Below are 17,364 nucleotides of genomic sequence, written 5' to 3'. Positions count from 1 at the left end.
AGTCGCCCGAGCCACCCGGGGTTCCGGATGGCCCCACTTTGCGTTCGAAATTTTTTTGATTGCATGAATTTGGAAATGTATGTGATGGTTGTGAAAATATGCAGAAATATACCGGAAACATACAACCTAAGATTCTATTCCGAAATTTTCCGAAACGATCAAAGCTATTGAGGTTCCTTTAGGGGAGCAATTGGGGAGGAACATGTCAGAGCCTTTTCTTGCCGAAGTCCGCATGGTCGGATTCAATTTCCCACCGCGCGGCTGGGCCTTCACGGATGGCCAGATCCTGCCAATCAACCAGAATCAGTCGCTCTATTCCCTGCTGGGCACAACATATGGCGGGGACGGGCGGACGTCCTTCGCCCTTCCCGATCTGCGCAGCCGCACCCCCATTCACAAGGGCGACGGGTATACGCTCGGCCAGAAGGGTGGAGCCGAAACCGTAACCCTCGTCGCCGCACAGATCGCCGCCCACACCCACACGGTGAAGGCTGTCTCGGTCGCGGGCAACGACAGGTCGCCGGAAGGCACATTGTTCGCGGCGGAAGTCGGAGCCGATCTTCCGTACCGTGAGCCGCAAGCTGCCTCAACAACGGCCCTGCGGTCCGGAACGGTCACGAACGCAGGCGGGGGGCAGGCACACAACAACATGCAGCCTTACCAGACACTCAATTTTTGCATCGCCCTGCAGGGGCTGTTTCCCTCACGTAATTGACGCCGGAGGACACTGGATGTCTGAACCTTTCGTCGGTGAAATCCGTATGTTCGCCGGAAATTTCGCCCCCCGCGGGTGGGCCTTCTGCGATGGCCAGCTTCTGGCGGTTTCGCAGAACGACGCCCTCTTTTCCCTCCTGGGAACCATTTATGGCGGGGACGGCAGGACCACGTTCGGCCTGCCGGAGTTGAGGGGACGTATTCCCCTTCACGCTGGCACCGGACCGGGACTGAGCCCCAGACGGCTCGGATCCAGGGCCGGCAGCGAAAAAGAGACCCTGACGACCAACCAACTCGCCAGTCATTCTCACGATTTCAATGCAAATACAGCCGAGGCCGACAGTCTTGCCCCGCAGGGCCGGGTAACTGCGGAAGGCGTTGGGGTCAATCTCTACGCGGCTGTCGGGCAGGATGTCTCGATGGCATCGAACATGGTCGCCAATACCGGTGGGGCGCTTTCCCACACCAACCTGATGCCGACCCTTTGCGTGAACTTTATCATCGCGCTCTTCGGTATTTATCCGAGCCGGCACTAGGAGGCGGACATGTCAGAACCTTTTATTGCAGAAATTCGAATTTTCGCAGGCAATTTTGCACCGCGTGGCTGGGCTTTCTGCGACGGGCAACTGTTGCCGATTGCCCAGAACACCGCGCTCTTCTCCCTGATCGGGACCACCTATGGCGGGGACGGGCGCACCACGACCGCTTTGCCGAATCTGCAGGGGCGCGCGCCCATGCACCCGGGCCGCGGTCCGGGGCTGACATCGCGCCGCCTTGGTGAAAGGGTCGGCGCCGAGACGGTCACGCTCACTGAAGCGCAAATCCCCTCCCACAGCCATACGGTCCGGGCAAGCAGCACCAGTGGCGGAATTGCCATACCGGCGGTAACGACTTCTTTCGGGCGATCAGGCTCCGACCGGGCGTACCATTCGGACACGACGTCGAACCTCGTCGACATGGCCTCCGAGGCACTGTCCACCACAGGTGGCGGCCAGGCGCACGACAATGTCCAGCCCTACCTGGCAATGAATTTCATCATCGCGCTCCTGGGGGTCTACCCCTCACGCAGCTAGCGGCAACGGCCTTTTTCGAATGCACTCAGAATTTTGACCTGGCGAGGCTGCCAAGTTAAGCGGAAGGACACATCAAATGTCAGTCGAAGAAGCAATCCCCGAAATGTTCGAGGGAACCGTTCAAACCGCGCCAAGCTACTTTCGGATATTCCTGGCTGCGGTCACCCCGAACGGTGAACTGGAATACAAGGATCAGCAAAGTGAAAATGGCCCGTTTTATTCGTACTTTACCCGCCTGACCGAGGCCACTTTTTCAGCCGAACATCTTGCAGCATCGGTGACGCAGCACGGCTATGTCGCCTTGCTTGCCCAGGACGCGAAGTCGAAAGACCTGGTTTACCTGCACGAAAGCGACGAACCCAATGCGTCGAACCGGTTTGCTGTCGCCGAGAACCTCGGCAAGCCGGACGGTGTCGCCGGATTTGTTGAAACGGCGCTGATCAACGGTCTCACCGGTCGCCAGAACATCTTCGCGACCAGTTCTGGTTCGTCCAATCACCTCTGGTGGAAATTCCAGAACGTCAACAGGATCATACAGGAGACCATCACGGTGACTCCGCCCGGCAGCGAAACGCCGATAGAAATCACCGTTCCGGTCGAAGTTCCGCCTGAACAACCCTGGTCGGACTGGCAGCAGATTCCAGGGGTCCTGGCCACTCTGTCTCCTGTTCAAAATGCCGACGGCCGCATCATCATGTTCGGCATGGACAGTGACGCGGTTCCTTACATGAATTTCCAGTCCAGCGATCACCCGTTCCTCCCGGAAAAATGGGAAGGCTGGCAGGACATCAGAGGTGGCCTGACCGGGTTCGAACAGATCGTCGCCATTCTTGATGGCAATGCGATCGTGCACGTCTTCGCGCGTATCGGCAGCAAGATCTATATGAAGGTGCAGGACGAAGTCAGCTCCAACTCCTTCTCCGAATGGTGTCTCTTCGCTTCTTTCAGCGAGCCGGTTCACACCATGACCGTGGCCGTGTCCTCCAACGACGGCCTGTATCTCGCGGCGCAGGTCGGCTCCGGCCCGGAAAGCCCTGTCTACGGCGCCTATCAGACCGGACATTCGGACCAGTCATGGTCTGCAATGCAGATCATTGCCCATGTGACGAACGACAGCAGACTTGTGCTGCAACCGAATGCGGACGCCAATCTCAGTCTTTTCGCTTTGGACAGCAGCTCCGGCAAGGCAAGCTATGTGGACCAGTTGTACATCGGGCACTGGTCTGCGGTCTGGCGCAGCCTGAACATCACTCCGTTGTCCACGATTGCCCTGACGCAGGACATCACGCCCAATCCACACTGACGGACCGGTTTGCATGAATTTGCCACTCGAATCCACAGTCCTGGATTTGCCTCTGAGCGCGCGGGCAGGCCTTAAGGGAATTGCCTACCGGCCCGTGCACCAGGACGGCGACCTGCCCTTTCTGGCAGCGCTGTATAGGTCCACGCGGGAAATCGAACTGGCCAGAACGCCTTGGTCGGAAGCTGAAAAGCAGGCCTTCATCGACATGCAGTTCAAGGCGCAGCACCAGCATTACCAGGCTCATTATCCGGCTGCGCTCTGGCTGATCGTCGAGCGGGAAGGCACACCGCTCGGACGTCTCTATCTGGAACGCTGGACCACGGAACACCGCATCATCGACATCGCTCTTGTTCCCGAGGTCCGCGGGCAAGGGATCGGCAAGGCCATCCTGGAAGACCTGGCCGAAGAGGCCGCCGCCGCCGGCAAGGCGCTCAGCATTCACGTCGAGAAGGAAAACCCGGCAATGCGGCTCTATCAGCGGCTCGGATTCGAAACCCGCGAGGACAAGGGTGTCTACGACCTGCTTGTTCTTCCTTGCGCCGTCGGCGCCGAGGACTTGCTCAGGTGAACACCGCCTCATACTGGATCCCGGCGTCTTTTTCGGCGACCGGAACCAGAAAAATCTCCTGTTCGCCGAGATCCTGCTGATAGAGCTTGTAGGTCGACTGCTCCAGTTGCGGCTCGTGCGGCCCCAGCCAGAGGACCGAGAACGCCCCGCCGCCGCGCTCACCCGACCCCAGCGGCTTCACCTCGACAAGGGAAAGCTGAAGATCCGCGTCAAGCGAACGGACTTCAAACGCCGTATCCTTCAGCATTTCAAAATCCCGGATTGTCAGCGCCTGCATATCAGTCATGAAGATCTCCCAAGTGCGGTCAAGGCTGGCCAGTTCGTGTTTCTTCTCAAGAAGTTGTAATTCAGACGCACCTCAACCGCAAAGGGGTTTTGAGCGGAACGACAAACTGACCCGCTGCCTGCCAGGCAGCCGGTCACACCGGACCGGTGTCTCCGGCGACGCTCCTGGCAATCCTTGCCAGAACAACCCGGTTCCGGCTCGTCACCGTCGACCGTTTCCAGCCATATTTCTCGCAGACCTTCGAAAAGACACCGGCGCCCGCCTTGCACATGACCTCAAATTGCAGGGCACGGCGGGCGTCGTGATCTTCGACCAGGGAAAACCAGGTGATCGCCTCTTCCGCCCGGCTGATCGTCCTGGGCGGATAGGTCCGGCGACGCCTGATCAGTTTGCGCCGATAATCGGGCCAGGCCGCCAGAACGGATCGGGGGCCGTCCCCTTTCCCCGTCGCTGCGATCACTTCGACGGCCTCGATCAGCCGCTCCATCACCATTTGTGCCGCATCACTCATCAATCGGGCTCCTTTTGGACTGTCGGAAAACCGCAAGGCTTGCTGCGGCCGGCAGGCTTTATCCCGGGTCCCGGAACTGCCGGCCTTCAGGACCATGCGGACGGAAAGGGTCAAGCCGCCCGTCTCTGCGATCCGGCTCCCATGCCTTTGTCGAGTTCGTAAGACAGGAGAACGGACATCGTGAGCGTTGGAGCGGAGGGGTTGAGTTGCTTCGCGACATCGAGCAAAGCGCCCAGGTCGATCTTGTCGAATTGGTCGAGAAACCCCCGGCGTTCGACCCAGTCAGGCTTGCTCAGCACCAGCCAGGAGACGGAGGTGAAACAGGGCGCTGACCAGTTTCCCCGGTTTTCAGCCGTATTGATCAATCCGAACACCAGCCGCAAATGCTCCGGCCCGTGTTTTTTGAGCAAGGTCTGGCACGTCCGCCGTGCCTTGGACTGATGCCGCCCTTCGCTCCGCCGGGTGTGACTGATGAAATGCACACCGAATTCGGCGGCAATCCTGTCGACCAGACCTCCCGATGCCATCAAACCGCTCCTCTTTTTTCCGTATGGCCGTGCCGCAGCCTGGCGAAAGCATCCTCGGCGCGCTCCCGCGCCGATCCGAATTTTTGTTCACTTTTTGTTCCTGATCTTCTCGTCTCGGACGATCTGACCTCCCGCGACTTGGGGACGGGTCCGTTGCCGGCCTGATGACGCGGGGCCTGGTCCCGCTTGAGCTGCCGCAACTCCAGTGTCAGCAGTCTGGTTCGCGCTTTTTCCAGCGCGTAATCGTCTTCCAGCCGTGACCCGGGCCGTTCGGCCCGGATCCGGCAATAGGCGACCTTGCTCCGGGCTTCTTCGATTTCTTCGCTGATATCTTTCATGCCCGGTCCTCCGGAGCTGCCCTGCCGACCGGCGAAGACGTTTCAGAGCGATCAGCTTTACGCTCGAGGCCGCCCGCTTGTGGGGCACCCCTGGTTTGAGGGCTCGGTTCGGCTTTCATGACGGCTCCCACGCTGTAAATGTCCACTACTCGTTTTGTACGTTTATTGCGTACGAACGTCAAGGTGGACTGCGTATAAAAATGATGATAAAACATACGCACCGACATCAGCCAGAGCACCTGAAACCATGGATACGGACGAACATTCCGTTGTCTCGGCACAACTCGCGACCCTGAAAGACCGCAGCGGATTGTCGATCCGCGCGATCGCCCGGGCCATGGGCTATCAGAATGCGTCGTCGATCCAGAGGTATTTCAGCCCGGACTATCACAAGCCGGCTCTGCCGGCGGATTTTGTCGCCAAACTGCTGCCGGTTCTTGTCGGCAGGGGCACCCCGCCTGTCGCTCGCGAAGACGTTCTGACCCTTGCTCCCGACACGCTCACGGACCTGGAAGCGGCCAGCGCCCCCTCACGGGCAGCAATCGCCCTGGACCTCAAGGGACAGGTTGCGGCCGGGCTATGGATGGAAGCGGGTCTTTTTGAGACGGACGCGGTCAGGCAGACCAGCATAGCGGGTGATTTGCGCTATCCGAGCGAAAGCCAGTACCTGCTGGAAATCAATGGCGAAAGCCTGAATCGCATTGCCCGCAACGGCGACTTCGTCCTGTGTCTGGACTTCGCCGAGGCAGGCATCGAGGTCAAATCCGGCGATCTCGTTGTTGTCGAGCGCTCGCGCGACGGAGGCCACACCATCGAGCGCACGGCAAAGCGCATCATGCGCCGCGATGGCATGATCGAGCTGCACCCTGAATCCGACGATCCCAGGTTTCAGGAACCGCTGATCTTCGGCGAGCATGACGAGGAAGCAACCGAAGTGCGCATCATAGCAAAGGTCCTGAGCGTCATTCGCCAGATCGTCTAGAGAAGACGGCAGCACAAACGCCCCCGCGCATCATGGGTCCGCCCGGCCAGCCCACCCTCAAAATACGTTTTCGACATACAGAAAAGATATGCATATTGATTTATACGCTTTTTGCGTATATGCATGACTGGTTGTTTTGGGAGAGTTTGTATGACTTTGAACCTCGACATGCCGTTCTATTCGGTCATTTGTGAACTTGGGAACTGCTACTACACCCCGGAGATCGACCTGGAGGCCATGAACCTGGCCCGGATCATCGAGGAACGTCCAGGCCGGTCAGTTCGAGGAGGTACAGGCGGTGCTGGAATTCAACCCGGCGGAAGGCTGGTGCAACGATGTGACCGGCGCCGTTCTCGCCGCCGCCTTCCCCATGAACGAACAAGCGGCGGAAGAAGACACGGCTGACGAAAACTGGTCGGACTACCGCGACGAGCGGCTGGAGGGCCGCCGCGCCGGCGTCACGGTTCTGGTGGCGGCCTGAACACCGCTGCCATGGAGGTCACAGCGTCGGAAAAGGCAATCGGACACCGTGACCTAAGCCGCAATGAGCTGTCTGGCGCGCGACAGCCTGCTCTTCACCGTGCCGACAGCAACCCCCATGCGCGTGGCGATCTCGCCGGTGGGCAGACCCGAGAAAACACGAAGTTCCAGAACGTCGCGGTCCTCCTTGCGCAAACTCTGGATCGACCGGGTCACGTCTCCAAGTTCGAGGTACTTTTCCTGGGCCGGGCACGTCTGCGCTTCCAGATACCAGTCCTCGATCGGCAGATGTTCGCCGCGCCGTGCGCGCTGCCGCTGATCGTCCCGATAGGCATTGCGGACAATGGTGAACAGCCAGCGGCGGAGTTCCGTACCTGTCCGGAAACGGCTCCGGTGCCGCAACGCGCGCTCCAGCGCTGTCTGCAGGAGATCGTCCGCCGTCTCCGTGCACCGTGTCAGCGACCGGGCATAGCGGCTGACATGCGGGATTTCGGATTTCAGATCAGCGGCAAAACAGTCTTGCGGGCAGGTCATGCCATCATCCTTTTCTGGAGGCCATGCCCAGGATGTAACGATGCCCGGAGGCATTTTCAGGCACTTCAAGATCATTTCATCGGAACTTGAAAATGTGCCCGCCGCCAGACACCGGAAGACACCTGAAAGTCACGGACCGGTTACCGAACCGGAAAACCGGCCGTTTGGAGACGGACATCGCCGGCCACAAGCCATCGACCGGAACTCAGAACCGAAATCAGTCACGGCAGGTAAGCTTTTTGTGTCCGTTTTATTACCGGAGCGTCCGCAACCGATCCGCCTGCGCATCGTTGATCCTGTCATGAACACCGGACGCCTTTGCAAACGGGTGGACGTGTTCATGAACGCAAACCCGCACTGGAGCTTGAACATGCGTATGACCAAAAAAATTCTGTCGACCCTGATGACCGCCGCTGTTGTCTCGGGCACATTTGCTGGCACCGCACTGGCGGTGGACCCCGACGAATTCCGTGGTGACAGAAACGGCGAGAAACCGGTGTCGGTCCGGCAGCAGCAGCCTGCCAACGCAAAGGCGCTTGCCGATGCACGCAGCGGCAACCTCCTCATCCTGCCGGCCCTCGGCAGTCACAATGGCGAGTACCGGGCAACGATCGGCGAACTCGCGGCCAGCCGCACCACCTATACCGGCACGGTCACCAATGCACCGCGGATCGCGCCCGCGGGACCGGGCGATTACAACGGCACCGCAAAGATCGGCCGCGTGCAAAACTAGGCATCTGTCTTACCAGAAAGGGCCGCGCATCTTGCGCGGTCTTTCTCGTTTGGCCTTCGCCTCAATGCGGAATGCGCCGGTGATCCCGCGGCGGATGACCGAATTCCTGCCGGTAGGCCCGGGTCATGGCGCTCGAATTCCGGTACCCGCATCGCTGGGCTATTTCTGCGATTCCAAGGCCGGTCCACTCGACGAACCGGCGAGCTTCCCGCAGCCTCAGAGCCTTGTAGACGCCATGTGGCGTCATCTTCAATTCGCTCCGGAAACGGCTTTCCAGGGTGCGCTGGTCGACACCCAGCCGGCCGGCGAGATCGCCAATCGGCAACGGCGCCTCGATCGTTCGCCGCATCAGTGCGGTGGCACCGCGCACGAGCGACCCCGCGGACAGGCGCTGATAGGGATCATAGGCCTCCTGCCGGTCCCCATGCATGAACAGCGCAGCGACCTCCAGCGCGAACAGCGCGCTGTGATGCCGTTTGATCAGTTCCAGCGCCAGTTCAATTGCCGTCGAGGCCCCGCCGCAGGTGCAAAGATCAGCTTCCAGAACGAACCGTCTGTTCACGGCCTCGACCTCGGGAAACTGCTCCGCGAACTGGGTGAATTCATCCCAGTGAATGGTCGCCTCGCGACCGTCCAGCAGACCCGCGGCAGCCAACAGCCAGGCACCGGTATCCAGGCCGGCAAGCGTCGTGAAGCGCCGGCGCGCTGCTCTCAGAACCTGCATCACCTTCGCATCGCCATGATCGCGATAGCCGTAACTTGGCATGACGAACAGAAAGTCGCCTCCCGGCATCGCGTCGTTCCAGGACGCCGTTGCGACCGGCAGGCCGCTGGACGAGGTGACCGTGCCGCCATCCGGACTGACGTGCTGCCAGGAATAGAGCTTCTGCCGTGCGATCGTATTTGCGGCCCGGAAAGGTTCGACGGCGTTTGCAAGGCAATGGTTCGAGAAACTCTCGAACAGCAGAACGCAGATTTTCCGGACTGAGGACGATTTCTGTGAAATCTGCATGATTTTTCACCAAAACTGCATGATAGCCGCCGCGCCTTTGTCTCACTCTGCAAGTGCTGAGACAACAGGAGATCCCGATGCAGTTCGGTCTGAGCGAAGAACAGGAGATGATCGTCGCCACCGTGCGGTCCTTCGTCGAAAACGAGATCTATCCGCATGAGGACCAAGTGGAGAAAACGGGTCAGGTGCCCGACGACCTCGGTGACGAGATCAAACGCAAATGCATCGACCTCGGGTTTTATGCCTGCAACTTTCCGGAGGAGGTTGGCGGCGCCGGTCTCAGCCACCAGGATTTCACTCTGGTGGAGCGGGAACTCGGACGCGGCTCCATGGCCCTCACCCATTTTTTCGGCCGCCCGCAAAACATCCTGATGGCCTGTGAGGGCGCCCAGCGCGAGCACTACCTGCTTCCCGCCGTGCGCGGCGAAAAAATGGATGCTCTTGCGATCACCGAACCGGACGCCGGATCTGACGTGCGCGGCATGAAATGCCAGGCGGTCCGCGACGGCGGCGACTGGGTCATGACCGGGTCCAAACACTTCATCTCCGGAGCCGAGCACGCGGATTTCTTCATTGTCTTTGCCGCCACCGGTGTCGACGACACTCCCAAGGGCCCGAAGAAACGGATCACGTGCTTTCTGGTTGATCGCGACACGCCGGGCTTCGAGGTCCGGGAGGGCTACAGATCCGTCAGCCACCGCGGCTACAAGAACTACATCCTTTATTTCGACAAGTGCCGTCTGGCCGGCGATCAGGTCCTCGGCGAGGTCGACCGCGGCTTCGACGTGATGAACGACTGGCTCTACGCCACCCGCCTGACGGTCGCCGCCATGAGCGTTGGCCGTGCCCGCCGCTGTTTCGATCATGCGCTTTCCTTTGCCGCCGAGCGCAGCCAGTTCGGTCAGCCCATCGCCCGGTTTCAGGGTGTCAGCTTCCAGATCGCCGACATGATCACCGAGATCGATGCGGCCGACTGGCTCACGCTGGCCGGGGCCTGGCGGCTGGATCAGGGCCTGCCCGCCAACCGCGAGATCGCAAGCGCGAAGCTCTATGCCACCGAAATGCTGGCCCGCGTCACCGACGCGACATTGCAGATCCATGGCGGCATGGGCCTGATGGACGATTTCCCGATCGAGCGGTTCTGGCGGGATGCGCGCGTGGAGCGGATCTGGGACGGCACCAGCGAGATTCAGCGCCACATCATCAGTCGCGATCTCCTCCGCCCGCTCGGAGCCTGACCATGCGGTCCCTGGAACGCCTGCTGCGGCCCGCGTCCATAGCCGTGATCGGTGGCGGCACCTGGTGCGAAAACGTTGTCCGGGAATGCCGCAAGGCCGGTTTTGTCGGTGCGCTCTGGCCTGTTCACCCGAACCGCCCTGAAATTGGTGGCTGCCCGGCCTGGTCCGCGCTCGATGACCTGCCATCCGCGCCCGATGCCGTCTTTGTCGGTGTCAACCGCCACGCGACAGTCGATGTGGTCGGGGCTCTCGACCGTCTCGGGGCCGGCGGCGCCGTGTGCTTTGCCTCCGGTTTCCGCGAGGCCTCCCGCGAGCTTGGAGACGGCGCGGACCTGCAGGAGGCTTTGGTGAGGGCCGCCGGAGACATGCCCCTGCTCGGCCCCAACTGCTACGGCTTTCTCAATGCCCTCGACGGTGCGGCGCTCTGGCCGGACCAGCATGGCCTGACGCCGGTCTCTCGCGGAGTGGCGATCGTGTCCCAGTCCTCGAACATTGCCCTCAATCTGACCATGCAGGCACGCGGACTTCCACTCGCCTACGTTCTGACTGTCGGCAACCAGGCCCAGACAGGTCTCTCGGCCATCGCCGGCGCGCTTCTCGACGACGACCGTGTAACGGCCATCGGGCTGCACATCGAAGGGCTCGATGATCTCGCCGCCTTCGAGGCCTTTGCCCGGGAGGCCGGACGCCGGGGCAAGCCTGTCGTTGCGCTCAAGGTGGGCCGGTCGGAAGCTGCCAGAACTGCCGCGATCTCCCATACTGCGGCACTCGCCGGCAGCGCCGCCGGATCGGACGCCCTGTTCGAACGCCTGGGCATTGCTCGGGTCAACAGCCTTCCCGCGCTTCTTGAGACGCTGAAACTGCTGCATGTCAGCGGTCCATTGGCCGGCGCGGACATCGTTTCTATGTCCTGCTCGGGCGGCGAGGCCAGCCTGATCGCCGACACCGCCCATGGCAGCCGGCTTGCCTTTCTGCCTCTCGATGACGGCCAGAAGGAAGCGCTCGCCGGCGCTCTCGGCCCGAAGGTGGCGCTCGCGAATCCGCTCGACTATCACACCTATATCTGGGGTGACGTTCCGGCCATGAGCCGCTGCTTTTCGGCCATGATGCAGGGCCCTGCCGATCTGGGGATCGTCATTCTGGACATTCCCCGCATGGATCGCTGCGATCCGGGCGCATGGTTGAAAGTGATCGATGCGGTCGAATGCGCAAGAACGACCTCCGGCAAGCCGATGGCAATCCTGAGCACCCTGCCGGAGGCGATGCCGGAATCCGTCGCCGCCGATCTCATGTCGCGCGGCATCATTCCCCTGTGCGGCCTCGACACCGCAATCACCGCAATCGAGGCGTCCGCCCTTCTGTCGAAGCCCGTTTCATCGGCTCGCATCCGCAGCCCCGGTCCCGTCGACGCGCCCCGATTGCGGAGCGAGCAAGAGGCCAAGGCGATCCTGGGAGAACATGGCCTGAAGATCCCGGCAAGCCGCGCCGCCGCAAGTCCGCAAGAGGCGGCGCGCATGGCTGAGGAACTCGGATTTCCGGTGGTCCTCAAGGGTACGGGCCTTGCCCACAAGTCCGAGGCGGGTGCCGTCGCGCTCAATCTGAACTCCGCCTTGGAGGTAACTGCAGCGGCATTGGCCATGCCCGCGCCGGCTTTTCTGGTGGAGGAAATGGTCTCCGGCACGCTGGCCGAACTCCTGATCGGGATCGTTCAGGATCCCGCTCATGGCTATGTCCTGACCCTGGCCGCCGGGGGCGTGCTGACGGAACTTCTTCAGGACAGCCGCTCGCTGATCCTGCCGGTAGACGCGACCGACATCCGGCGCGCACTCGCCGGCTTGAAAATCGGCCGTGTTCTTGCCGGCTACCGCGGCAGCCCACCCTGCGACCTGGAAGCGATCGTTGCTGCGGTGCTTGCGGTTCAGGATATCGTCTTCACCGCACCGGTGGCGGAAATCGAGATCAACCCGCTCCTCTGCGGCGCGGATTTTGCCGTTGCTGCGGACGCATTGCTCATAATGGGAGAACACTGATGGAAAGCCCCGTCAAAACCGAACGGCGCGGCCACATCCTGGCGGTTACGCTGGACCGGCCAAAGGCCAATGCCATCGACCTTGCCACAAGCCGGATCATGGGGGAGATCTTCACGGAGTTCCGCGACGATCCGGACATGCGCGTGGCCATTGTCACCGGCGCCAGCGAAAAGTTCTTCTGTCCTGGCTGGGACCTCAAGGCCGCCGCGGCCGGTGATGCCGTGGACGGCGATTACGGCAAAGGCGGTTTCGGCGGTCTCCAGGAACTGCGCGGCCTCAACAAACCCGTCATTGCCGCCGTCAACGGCATCTGCTGCGGCGGCGGTCTGGAACTGGCCCTGTCCGCCGACATCATCCTGGCCGCCGATCACGCCACATTCGCCATGCCGGAAATCCGCTCCGGCACCGTGGCCGACGCAGCCAGCCTCAAGCTGCCGAAGCGCATTCCCTATCACATCGCCATGGAGATGCTCCTGACCGGCCGCTGGTTCGACGCGGAGGAAGCCGCCCGCTGGGGCCTGATCAATCACATTTATCCCGCAGAGGATCTGATGTCCCAGGCCTGGAAGCTGGCGGATCAGCTCGCCTCCGGCCCGCCGCTCGTCTATGCGGCGATCAAGGAAATCGTCCGGGAGGCCGAAAACATGAAGTTCCAGGACGCCATGAACCGCATCACCGGAAGCCAGTTTCAGACCGTCGAAACGCTCTACCGCTCTGAAGACCAGAAAGAAGGCGCCCGCGCCTTCGCGGACAAGCGCGACCCGGTCTGGAAAGGTCGCTAGATCGACGGCTGTTCAATCGGGTTCGATTGGACAGCCAAAAGTTGATCGATTCAAAAGTGTTCGAGCATTGTTCGTTCAACGGAACGCAAGATGCTCCAGGAGAAAAAGATGCCGCTACAAATGAACCGCGAGGTCTTCATCACCTGCGCCGTGACCGGGTCGGGCGCGACCCAGGACAAATCCCCCCACGTGCCGCGCAGCCCGAAGCAGATCGCCGACAGCGCGATCGATGCCGCGAAAGCGGGCGCCGCGATCGTCCATTGTCATGTCCGTGATCCGGAAACCGGCGCGCCGTCGCGGCGGCTGGATCTTTACCGGGAGGTGACCGACAGGATCCGCGCCACGGATGTGGATGTGATCCTGAACCTCACCGCCGGCATGGGGGGAGACATCGTCTTCGGGTCGACTGACAAACCGCTCCCGGTCAATGAGCAAGCCACCGACATGATCGGTGCGGCCGAACGCATGGCCCATATCCGCGAATGCCGCCCGGAAATCTGCACGCTCGATTGCGGCACCATGAATTTCGCAGAGGCGGACTATGTCATGACCAACACGCCGGGCATGCTGCGGGCCATGGGCTCGATGATGAGCGACCTCGGCGTGAAGCCCGAGATAGAAGCCTTCGACACAGGCCATCTCTGGTTCGCCAAACAACTGGTCGAGGAAGGCACCCTCGCTGCCCCGGCCCTGGTCCAGCTCTGCATGGGGATACCCTGGGGCGCGCCCAGCGACCTCAACACCTTCCTGGCAATGGTCAACGCCATTCCGGAAGACTGGACCTGGTCCGCCTTCAGCCTTGGCCGGGACCAGATGCCCTATGCCGCTGCCGCCGTGCTCGCCGGAGGCAATGTGCGCGTCGGTCTGGAAGACAATCTGTTCCTGGAGAAGGGCGTTCTGGCCTCCAACACCCAACTGGTCGAAAAGGCCGCTGGAATAATCGGTGGCATGGGGGCGAAGATCCTGGGTCCTGACGCCGTCCGGGCGAAACTCGGCCTGACCAGGAGGACACCGGCATGAAGGCGGCAATCATCGGCGGCGGCGTGATCGGTGGTGGCTGGGCCGCCCGCTTTCTCCTGAACGGCTGGGATGTTGCCGTGTACGACCCGGACCCGGAAGCATCCCGCAAGATCAACGAAGTTCTCGCCAACGCGCGGCGCAGCCTGCCGGCGCTCTATGACCGCTGCCTGCCTGAAGAAGGCACCCTCACCTTCACGGAGGATCTCGGCGAGGCGGCCGCCGATGCGCACTGGATCCAGGAAAGCGTGCCCGAAAGGCTGGACCTGAAGCACAATGTGCTGGCCAGCCTGAGCGAACTGGCCCCGGAAACGGCCGTCATCGGATCGTCGACATCGGGTTTCAAACCCTCCGAACTCAGTGAAAAAGGCGCGCGTGCCATCGTCGCCCATCCCTTCAATCCGGTCTATCTGCTGCCGCTGGTGGAGCTGGTCGGTGACGGCGTGGAAACGGACCGTGCCGCCGGTATCCTGCGCGCTATCGGCATGTACCCGCTGATCGTGCGCAAGGAGATCGACGCCCACATCGCCGACCGCCTGCTGGAGGCCGTCTGGCGTGAAAGCCTCTGGCTGGTCCGGGACGGCATCGCCACCACGGAGGAAATCGACGAGGCCATCCACATGGGCTTCGGCTTGCGTTGGGCGCAGATGGGCCTCTTCGAGACCTACCGCATCGCCGGTGGCGAAGCCGGCATGAAGCATTTCATGGCCCAGTTCGGCCCGGCGCTGCAATGGCCCTGGACGAAGCTGACGGATGTACCGGACTTCACCGGGGAGCTCGTCGATCTGATCGCCGGTCAGTCCGATGCCCAGTCGGGGCACCTCTCCATCCGGGATCTCGAGCGGCGCCGGGACGACAATCTGGTCGGCATGATGCGCGCGCTCAAGAAGAACGGCAGCGGCGCGGGCGATATTGTGTCCCGGCATGAGCAGGCCTTGCCCCATCGCGAAGCCGAAGATCTGCCGGTGACAGGCGACCGCCGGATCCCGCAAAGTTGGACCGACTACAACGGCCACATGAACGAGGCCCACTATCTGGAGGCCGGCGCGGCCGCCACCGACAGGTTCATGGAGATGATCGGAGCGGACGCGGATTATATCGCCTCGGGCAAGAGCTACTTCACCGTCGAGAACCATCTGCGCTATCTCGACGAGCTCAAGGCCGGCGAGCGCCTGACGATCACCACCCAGGTGCTTGAAGGCGAAGGCAAGAAGATGAAACTGTTTCATGTCCTGGCAAACGTCGACGGCGCTCCCGCGGCAACCATGGAGACCCTGTTGCTCCATGTTGATCTGACCACCCGCGCGAGTTGCCCGCCGGACCCGGCGGTCGCGGAAAAACTCGCGGCATACGCCTTGGCTCACAGGCATCTGCCGCCTCCTGATGGCGCCGGCAGGTTCGTCGGTCAGAAAAGATCGCCGGGATAGGGGACCGCTGCCGCCATTGTTTCTTCCGGAGGCCGGGCCTGTCCGGATGCGGTGACGGTCAGATCCCGTGTTTCTTCAGGAAACCGCGGATCTTCCTTGTGCAAACGTCCAGGGCGGGCTCCCGGTCGACCAGGATGTGGTTCCGGCTGTCCAGGGGAACGAATTCCGCATTCGGGATCCCGGCCGCCAGGGCCTGCCCGAGTTCCAGCGGAATACGCTGATCCTCCCTGGAATGAAACACGATGGTTGGCACGTCGATATGCGCCAGGCGGTCACGTACGTCGATATGTCCGAACGCCTCCTGAAAGCGGGCGGCGTTGGCCGACGAGGTCGACCGCCGCTGGAATTCATCGAACCAGTCCAGATCCGCAGGCGCAGCATCCGGCATGAAGGTCTGCGAGAAAATATGACGATAGGCCGGGTTGTCGGTTCCCCAGCCAAGTTCCGTCAGCTTGATGACGGCATCCCTTCGCGCCTGTTCCTCCGGCGTCGCCAGCAGCCGCCACCCGGCCGCATATCCGCTGATCAGGACGAGGCCGCTGACCCGGTCCGGATGCCGGGCTGCGTATTCGATCGATACCGCGCAGCCCTGTGAAATTCCGATCAGGGGAAAGCGCTGCAGACCCAGCGTGTCGGCAACCGCCTCCAGATCCTCAACGAAAGCCTCGAAGCTGAGATCCTGAACCTCCCAGTCCGACAGCCCGCAGCCCCGTTCATCATAGCGGATGAAGGACCTGTTCCCGGCAATGTCCGCGAAACACTGCCCCCAGATCGGGCTGGCCCAGTCGAATTCGAGATGTGTCAGCCAATTCGCCGCCTTCAGAATGGGCGGCCCGGTGCCAATCGTTGCATGGGCGATCCTTGTGCCGTCCGGGACATCGCAAAAGCCTATCTTCTGCGCCCGGACCGCATGCGCCCGGGCGCGCGCCAGCCGTTCCAGAACACCGTTTTTTCCCGCTTTTCCCCGCAGATAAGACGACATCTCTGAGGATTGGGCGATGGGACGCGAGACGGTGCGCTGTTCGAGCGCATCCGCCGTATAGGGATCGATCGATCTGAGCAGCGCAAGCCATTTACCGGCAGCCAGCGGCGCCGTGTTCGGATGGGCCAAAATCCGTTTCAGAAGCTCGACGCGGCCGCTGTCCACATCCGCCCGCTCGGCGGCGAGCCAGGCGTTGAACGCCTCGTCTCCGGCATCGTCCAGCCCGACCAGAAAACTGTCGTCCAACTGGCGAACCATGTGCTCCAGCGTTCCCAGAGGAATGTCCCATTCCGGGTCCAGGAGTGCGGAGCGTATGTCCTGTATGTCGATACGGACGCCGCCCGGATCGAAGAACACCCGCTCACGGTCCGCGACGATGTGGCTCTCCTCGGGAGACCCGATAGCCCGCCTGAGCTTGCTGAGTGCCCACCTGAGCGATGCCTTCGGATCATCGGGCAGATCCCAGAACAGTTCGCACAGGCGCTCACGCCGGTGCGGCCGTCCGGTCGCAACCAGAAAGGCGAGCAATGCGCGCGCCTTCCTCGAGGCTGGAAGCACGGCTTCGCTGCCGGCGACAAGCACACGCATCTGCCCCAGAAGGGATATAGTCAGGTCGGCATCCATGAGCGGGTTCAGGCCTGTTCGAGACCACTGATATCATTGTCTTTTACTACCCCCCGGGCAACAATGAAATCAACCATGGGTGCCTGCGGCAAACCCGGTTGCCGCTCTGCCGCTCCAACCGAATGAGGCGCGGCCTCCCGGCAGGCATCTCGGCGAAGCTCCCTTTCTGTGCCCGGGCGGGCCCCAACACCGGCTTCCGGGGA

General features: G+C 61.8%; 20 protein-coding genes. 13 read left to right on the top strand and 7 right to left on the bottom strand.

Translation table 11 applies throughout. The features are described 5' to 3' along the window. Positions 1–202: 202 nt before the first annotated feature. The 5 genes from AC0VX3_RS09520 to AC0VX3_RS09500 all read left to right on the top strand — a co-directional run bounded on the left by AC0VX3_RS09520 (position 203) and on the right by AC0VX3_RS09500 (position 3,658). Positions 203–715, top strand: coding sequence for a phage tail protein (locus AC0VX3_RS09520; protein ID WP_348149719.1), 513 nt, complete (start codon positions 203–205; stop codon positions 713–715). Between the two features lie 16 nt (positions 716–731). Beyond that, positions 732–1,250 carry a phage tail protein gene (locus tag AC0VX3_RS09515; RefSeq protein ID WP_475524505.1) on the top strand — a complete coding sequence of 173 codons (519 nt, stop codon included), beginning with the start codon at positions 732–734 and terminating at the stop codon, positions 1,248–1,250. A gap of 9 nt (positions 1,251–1,259) precedes the next feature. After that, positions 1,260–1,787, top strand: a complete 528-nt coding sequence (locus AC0VX3_RS09510) for a phage tail protein (protein ID WP_475524504.1) — start codon at positions 1,260–1,262, stop codon at positions 1,785–1,787. Positions 1,788–1,863: 76 nt separating this feature from the next. Beyond that, positions 1,864–3,090, top strand: a complete 1,227-nt coding sequence (locus AC0VX3_RS09505; RefSeq protein ID WP_475524503.1) for a DUF8189 domain-containing protein — start codon at positions 1,864–1,866, stop codon at positions 3,088–3,090. Positions 3,091–3,103: 13 nt separating this feature from the next. After that, positions 3,104–3,658 (top strand): GNAT family N-acetyltransferase, encoded by a 555-nt coding sequence (locus tag AC0VX3_RS09500; protein ID WP_475524502.1) that lies wholly within the window; start codon positions 3,104–3,106, stop codon positions 3,656–3,658. Here the strand turns inward: AC0VX3_RS09500 and AC0VX3_RS09495 are convergent. The 4 genes from AC0VX3_RS09495 to AC0VX3_RS09480 form a co-directional block, all read right to left on the bottom strand. Further along, complete coding sequence (locus AC0VX3_RS09495) at positions 3,651–3,944, bottom strand: DUF6916 family protein (protein WP_342895285.1); 294 nt, start codon at positions 3,942–3,944, stop codon at positions 3,651–3,653. The genes AC0VX3_RS09500 and AC0VX3_RS09495 overlap by 8 nt on opposite strands. A gap of 133 nt (positions 3,945–4,077) precedes the next feature. Next, the gene (locus AC0VX3_RS09490) at positions 4,078–4,455 is read right to left on the bottom strand and encodes a hypothetical protein (RefSeq protein WP_348149731.1); all 378 of its coding nucleotides are present in this window, start codon (positions 4,453–4,455) and stop codon (positions 4,078–4,080) included. Positions 4,456–4,565: 110 nt separating this feature from the next. Further along, positions 4,566–4,982 carry a hypothetical protein gene (locus AC0VX3_RS09485; protein WP_475524501.1) on the bottom strand — a complete coding sequence of 139 codons (417 nt, stop codon included), beginning with the start codon at positions 4,980–4,982 and terminating at the stop codon, positions 4,566–4,568. Next, entirely contained in the window at positions 4,982–5,320 is a 339-nt protein-coding gene (locus tag AC0VX3_RS09480; RefSeq protein ID WP_475524500.1) for a hypothetical protein, read from the bottom strand. Before AC0VX3_RS09480 ends, AC0VX3_RS09485 begins: the two co-directional genes overlap by 1 nt. Before the next feature lie 247 nt (positions 5,321–5,567). Here AC0VX3_RS09480 and AC0VX3_RS09475 point away from each other — a divergent pair, with 247 nt between their 5' ends. Both AC0VX3_RS09475 and AC0VX3_RS09470 read left to right on the top strand, forming a co-directional pair. After that, positions 5,568–6,302: a LexA family protein gene (locus AC0VX3_RS09475; protein ID WP_475524499.1), complete on the top strand. Its 735-nt coding sequence runs from the start codon at positions 5,568–5,570 to the stop codon at positions 6,300–6,302. Positions 6,303–6,600: 298 nt separating this feature from the next. Next, positions 6,601–6,783 carry a hypothetical protein gene (locus AC0VX3_RS09470; RefSeq protein WP_475524498.1) on the top strand — a complete coding sequence of 61 codons (183 nt, stop codon included), beginning with the start codon at positions 6,601–6,603 and terminating at the stop codon, positions 6,781–6,783. Positions 6,784–6,836: 53 nt separating this feature from the next. Here the strand turns inward: AC0VX3_RS09470 and AC0VX3_RS09465 are convergent, their stop codons facing one another. Then, complete coding sequence (locus AC0VX3_RS09465) at positions 6,837–7,316, bottom strand: RNA polymerase sigma factor (protein ID WP_475524497.1); 480 nt, start codon at positions 7,314–7,316, stop codon at positions 6,837–6,839. 301 nt (positions 7,317–7,617) lie between these two features. Between AC0VX3_RS09465 and AC0VX3_RS09460 the strand changes: the two genes are divergently transcribed. After that, positions 7,618–8,049 carry a hypothetical protein gene (locus tag AC0VX3_RS09460; RefSeq protein WP_475524496.1) on the top strand — a complete coding sequence of 144 codons (432 nt, stop codon included), beginning with the start codon at positions 7,618–7,620 and terminating at the stop codon, positions 8,047–8,049. A 61-nt stretch (positions 8,050–8,110) separates the two neighbouring features. Here the strand turns inward: AC0VX3_RS09460 and AC0VX3_RS09455 are convergent, their stop codons facing one another. Next, positions 8,111–9,061 (bottom strand): GlxA family transcriptional regulator, encoded by a 951-nt coding sequence (locus tag AC0VX3_RS09455; RefSeq protein ID WP_475524495.1) that lies wholly within the window; start codon positions 9,059–9,061, stop codon positions 8,111–8,113. Positions 9,062–9,138: 77 nt separating this feature from the next. Here AC0VX3_RS09455 and AC0VX3_RS09450 point away from each other — a divergent pair, with 77 nt between their 5' ends. From AC0VX3_RS09450 to AC0VX3_RS09430, 5 genes are all read left to right on the top strand, one after another. Then, positions 9,139–10,299: an acyl-CoA dehydrogenase family protein gene (locus AC0VX3_RS09450; protein ID WP_475524494.1), complete on the top strand. Its 1,161-nt coding sequence runs from the start codon at positions 9,139–9,141 to the stop codon at positions 10,297–10,299. Beyond that, positions 10,296–12,329 carry an acetate--CoA ligase family protein gene (locus tag AC0VX3_RS09445; RefSeq protein WP_475525158.1) on the top strand — a complete coding sequence of 678 codons (2,034 nt, stop codon included), beginning with the start codon at positions 10,296–10,298 and terminating at the stop codon, positions 12,327–12,329. Before AC0VX3_RS09450 ends, AC0VX3_RS09445 begins: the two co-directional genes overlap by 4 nt. Continuing rightward, a complete protein-coding gene (locus AC0VX3_RS09440) occupies positions 12,329–13,111 on the top strand; it encodes a carnitinyl-CoA dehydratase (RefSeq protein ID WP_475524493.1) in 783 nt (260 codons plus the stop codon). The genes AC0VX3_RS09445 and AC0VX3_RS09440 overlap by 1 nt, the downstream gene beginning before the upstream one ends. 108 nt (positions 13,112–13,219) lie before the next feature. Next, a complete protein-coding gene (gene bcoG, locus AC0VX3_RS09435; protein WP_475524492.1) occupies positions 13,220–14,131 on the top strand; it encodes a 3-dehydrocarnitine:acetyl-CoA trimethylamine transferase BcoG in 912 nt (303 codons plus the stop codon). Next, entirely contained in the window at positions 14,128–15,555 is a 1,428-nt protein-coding gene (locus AC0VX3_RS09430; RefSeq protein WP_475524491.1) for a carnitine 3-dehydrogenase, read from the top strand. The genes bcoG and AC0VX3_RS09430 overlap by 4 nt, the downstream gene beginning before the upstream one ends. Before the next feature lie 58 nt (positions 15,556–15,613). Here AC0VX3_RS09430 and AC0VX3_RS09425 read toward each other — a convergent pair whose 3' ends face one another. Then, positions 15,614–17,161 carry a bifunctional AfsR/SARP family transcriptional regulator/alpha/beta hydrolase gene (locus AC0VX3_RS09425; protein WP_475524490.1) on the bottom strand — a complete coding sequence of 516 codons (1,548 nt, stop codon included), beginning with the start codon at positions 17,159–17,161 and terminating at the stop codon, positions 15,614–15,616. Positions 17,162–17,364 lie beyond the last annotated feature (203 nt).

The organism is Roseibium sp. QJM3NY_11, assembly GCF_056173175.1.
This window is presented reverse-complemented; position numbering and strand designations above follow the sequence as displayed.

Bases quoted from the DNA above. Each gene is read 5' to 3' on its own strand.
- AC0VX3_RS09520 (WP_348149719.1), top strand. From the start codon at position 203: ATGTCAGAGCCTTTTCTTGCCGAAGTCCGCATGGTCGGATTCAATTTC.
- AC0VX3_RS09485 (WP_475524501.1), bottom strand. From the start codon at position 4,982: ATGGCATCGGGAGGTCTGGTCGACAGGATTGCCGCCGAATTCGGTGTG.
- AC0VX3_RS09475 (WP_475524499.1), top strand. From the start codon at position 5,568: ATGGATACGGACGAACATTCCGTTGTCTCGGCACAACTCGCGACCCTG.
- AC0VX3_RS09480 (WP_475524500.1), bottom strand. From the start codon at position 5,320: ATGAAAGATATCAGCGAAGAAATCGAAGAAGCCCGGAGCAAGGTCGCC.
- AC0VX3_RS09510 (WP_475524504.1), top strand. From the start codon at position 1,260: ATGTCAGAACCTTTTATTGCAGAAATTCGAATTTTCGCAGGCAATTTT.
- bcoG (WP_475524492.1), top strand. From the start codon at position 13,220: ATGCCGCTACAAATGAACCGCGAGGTCTTCATCACCTGCGCCGTGACC.
- AC0VX3_RS09490 (WP_348149731.1), bottom strand. From the start codon at position 4,455: ATGAGTGATGCGGCACAAATGGTGATGGAGCGGCTGATCGAGGCCGTC.
- AC0VX3_RS09425 (WP_475524490.1), bottom strand. From the start codon at position 17,161: ATGGATGCCGACCTGACTATATCCCTTCTGGGGCAGATGCGTGTGCTT.
- AC0VX3_RS09460 (WP_475524496.1), top strand. From the start codon at position 7,618: ATGAACACCGGACGCCTTTGCAAACGGGTGGACGTGTTCATGAACGCA.
- AC0VX3_RS09450 (WP_475524494.1), top strand. From the start codon at position 9,139: ATGCAGTTCGGTCTGAGCGAAGAACAGGAGATGATCGTCGCCACCGTG.
- AC0VX3_RS09505 (WP_475524503.1), top strand. From the start codon at position 1,864: ATGTCAGTCGAAGAAGCAATCCCCGAAATGTTCGAGGGAACCGTTCAA.
- AC0VX3_RS09465 (WP_475524497.1), bottom strand. From the start codon at position 7,316: ATGACCTGCCCGCAAGACTGTTTTGCCGCTGATCTGAAATCCGAAATC.
- AC0VX3_RS09515 (WP_475524505.1), top strand. From the start codon at position 732: ATGTCTGAACCTTTCGTCGGTGAAATCCGTATGTTCGCCGGAAATTTC.
- AC0VX3_RS09455 (WP_475524495.1), bottom strand. From the start codon at position 9,061: ATGCAGATTTCACAGAAATCGTCCTCAGTCCGGAAAATCTGCGTTCTG.
- AC0VX3_RS09500 (WP_475524502.1), top strand. From the start codon at position 3,104: ATGAATTTGCCACTCGAATCCACAGTCCTGGATTTGCCTCTGAGCGCG.
- AC0VX3_RS09495 (WP_342895285.1), bottom strand. From the start codon at position 3,944: ATGACTGATATGCAGGCGCTGACAATCCGGGATTTTGAAATGCTGAAG.
- AC0VX3_RS09440 (WP_475524493.1), top strand. From the start codon at position 12,329: ATGGAAAGCCCCGTCAAAACCGAACGGCGCGGCCACATCCTGGCGGTT.
- AC0VX3_RS09430 (WP_475524491.1), top strand. From the start codon at position 14,128: ATGAAGGCGGCAATCATCGGCGGCGGCGTGATCGGTGGTGGCTGGGCC.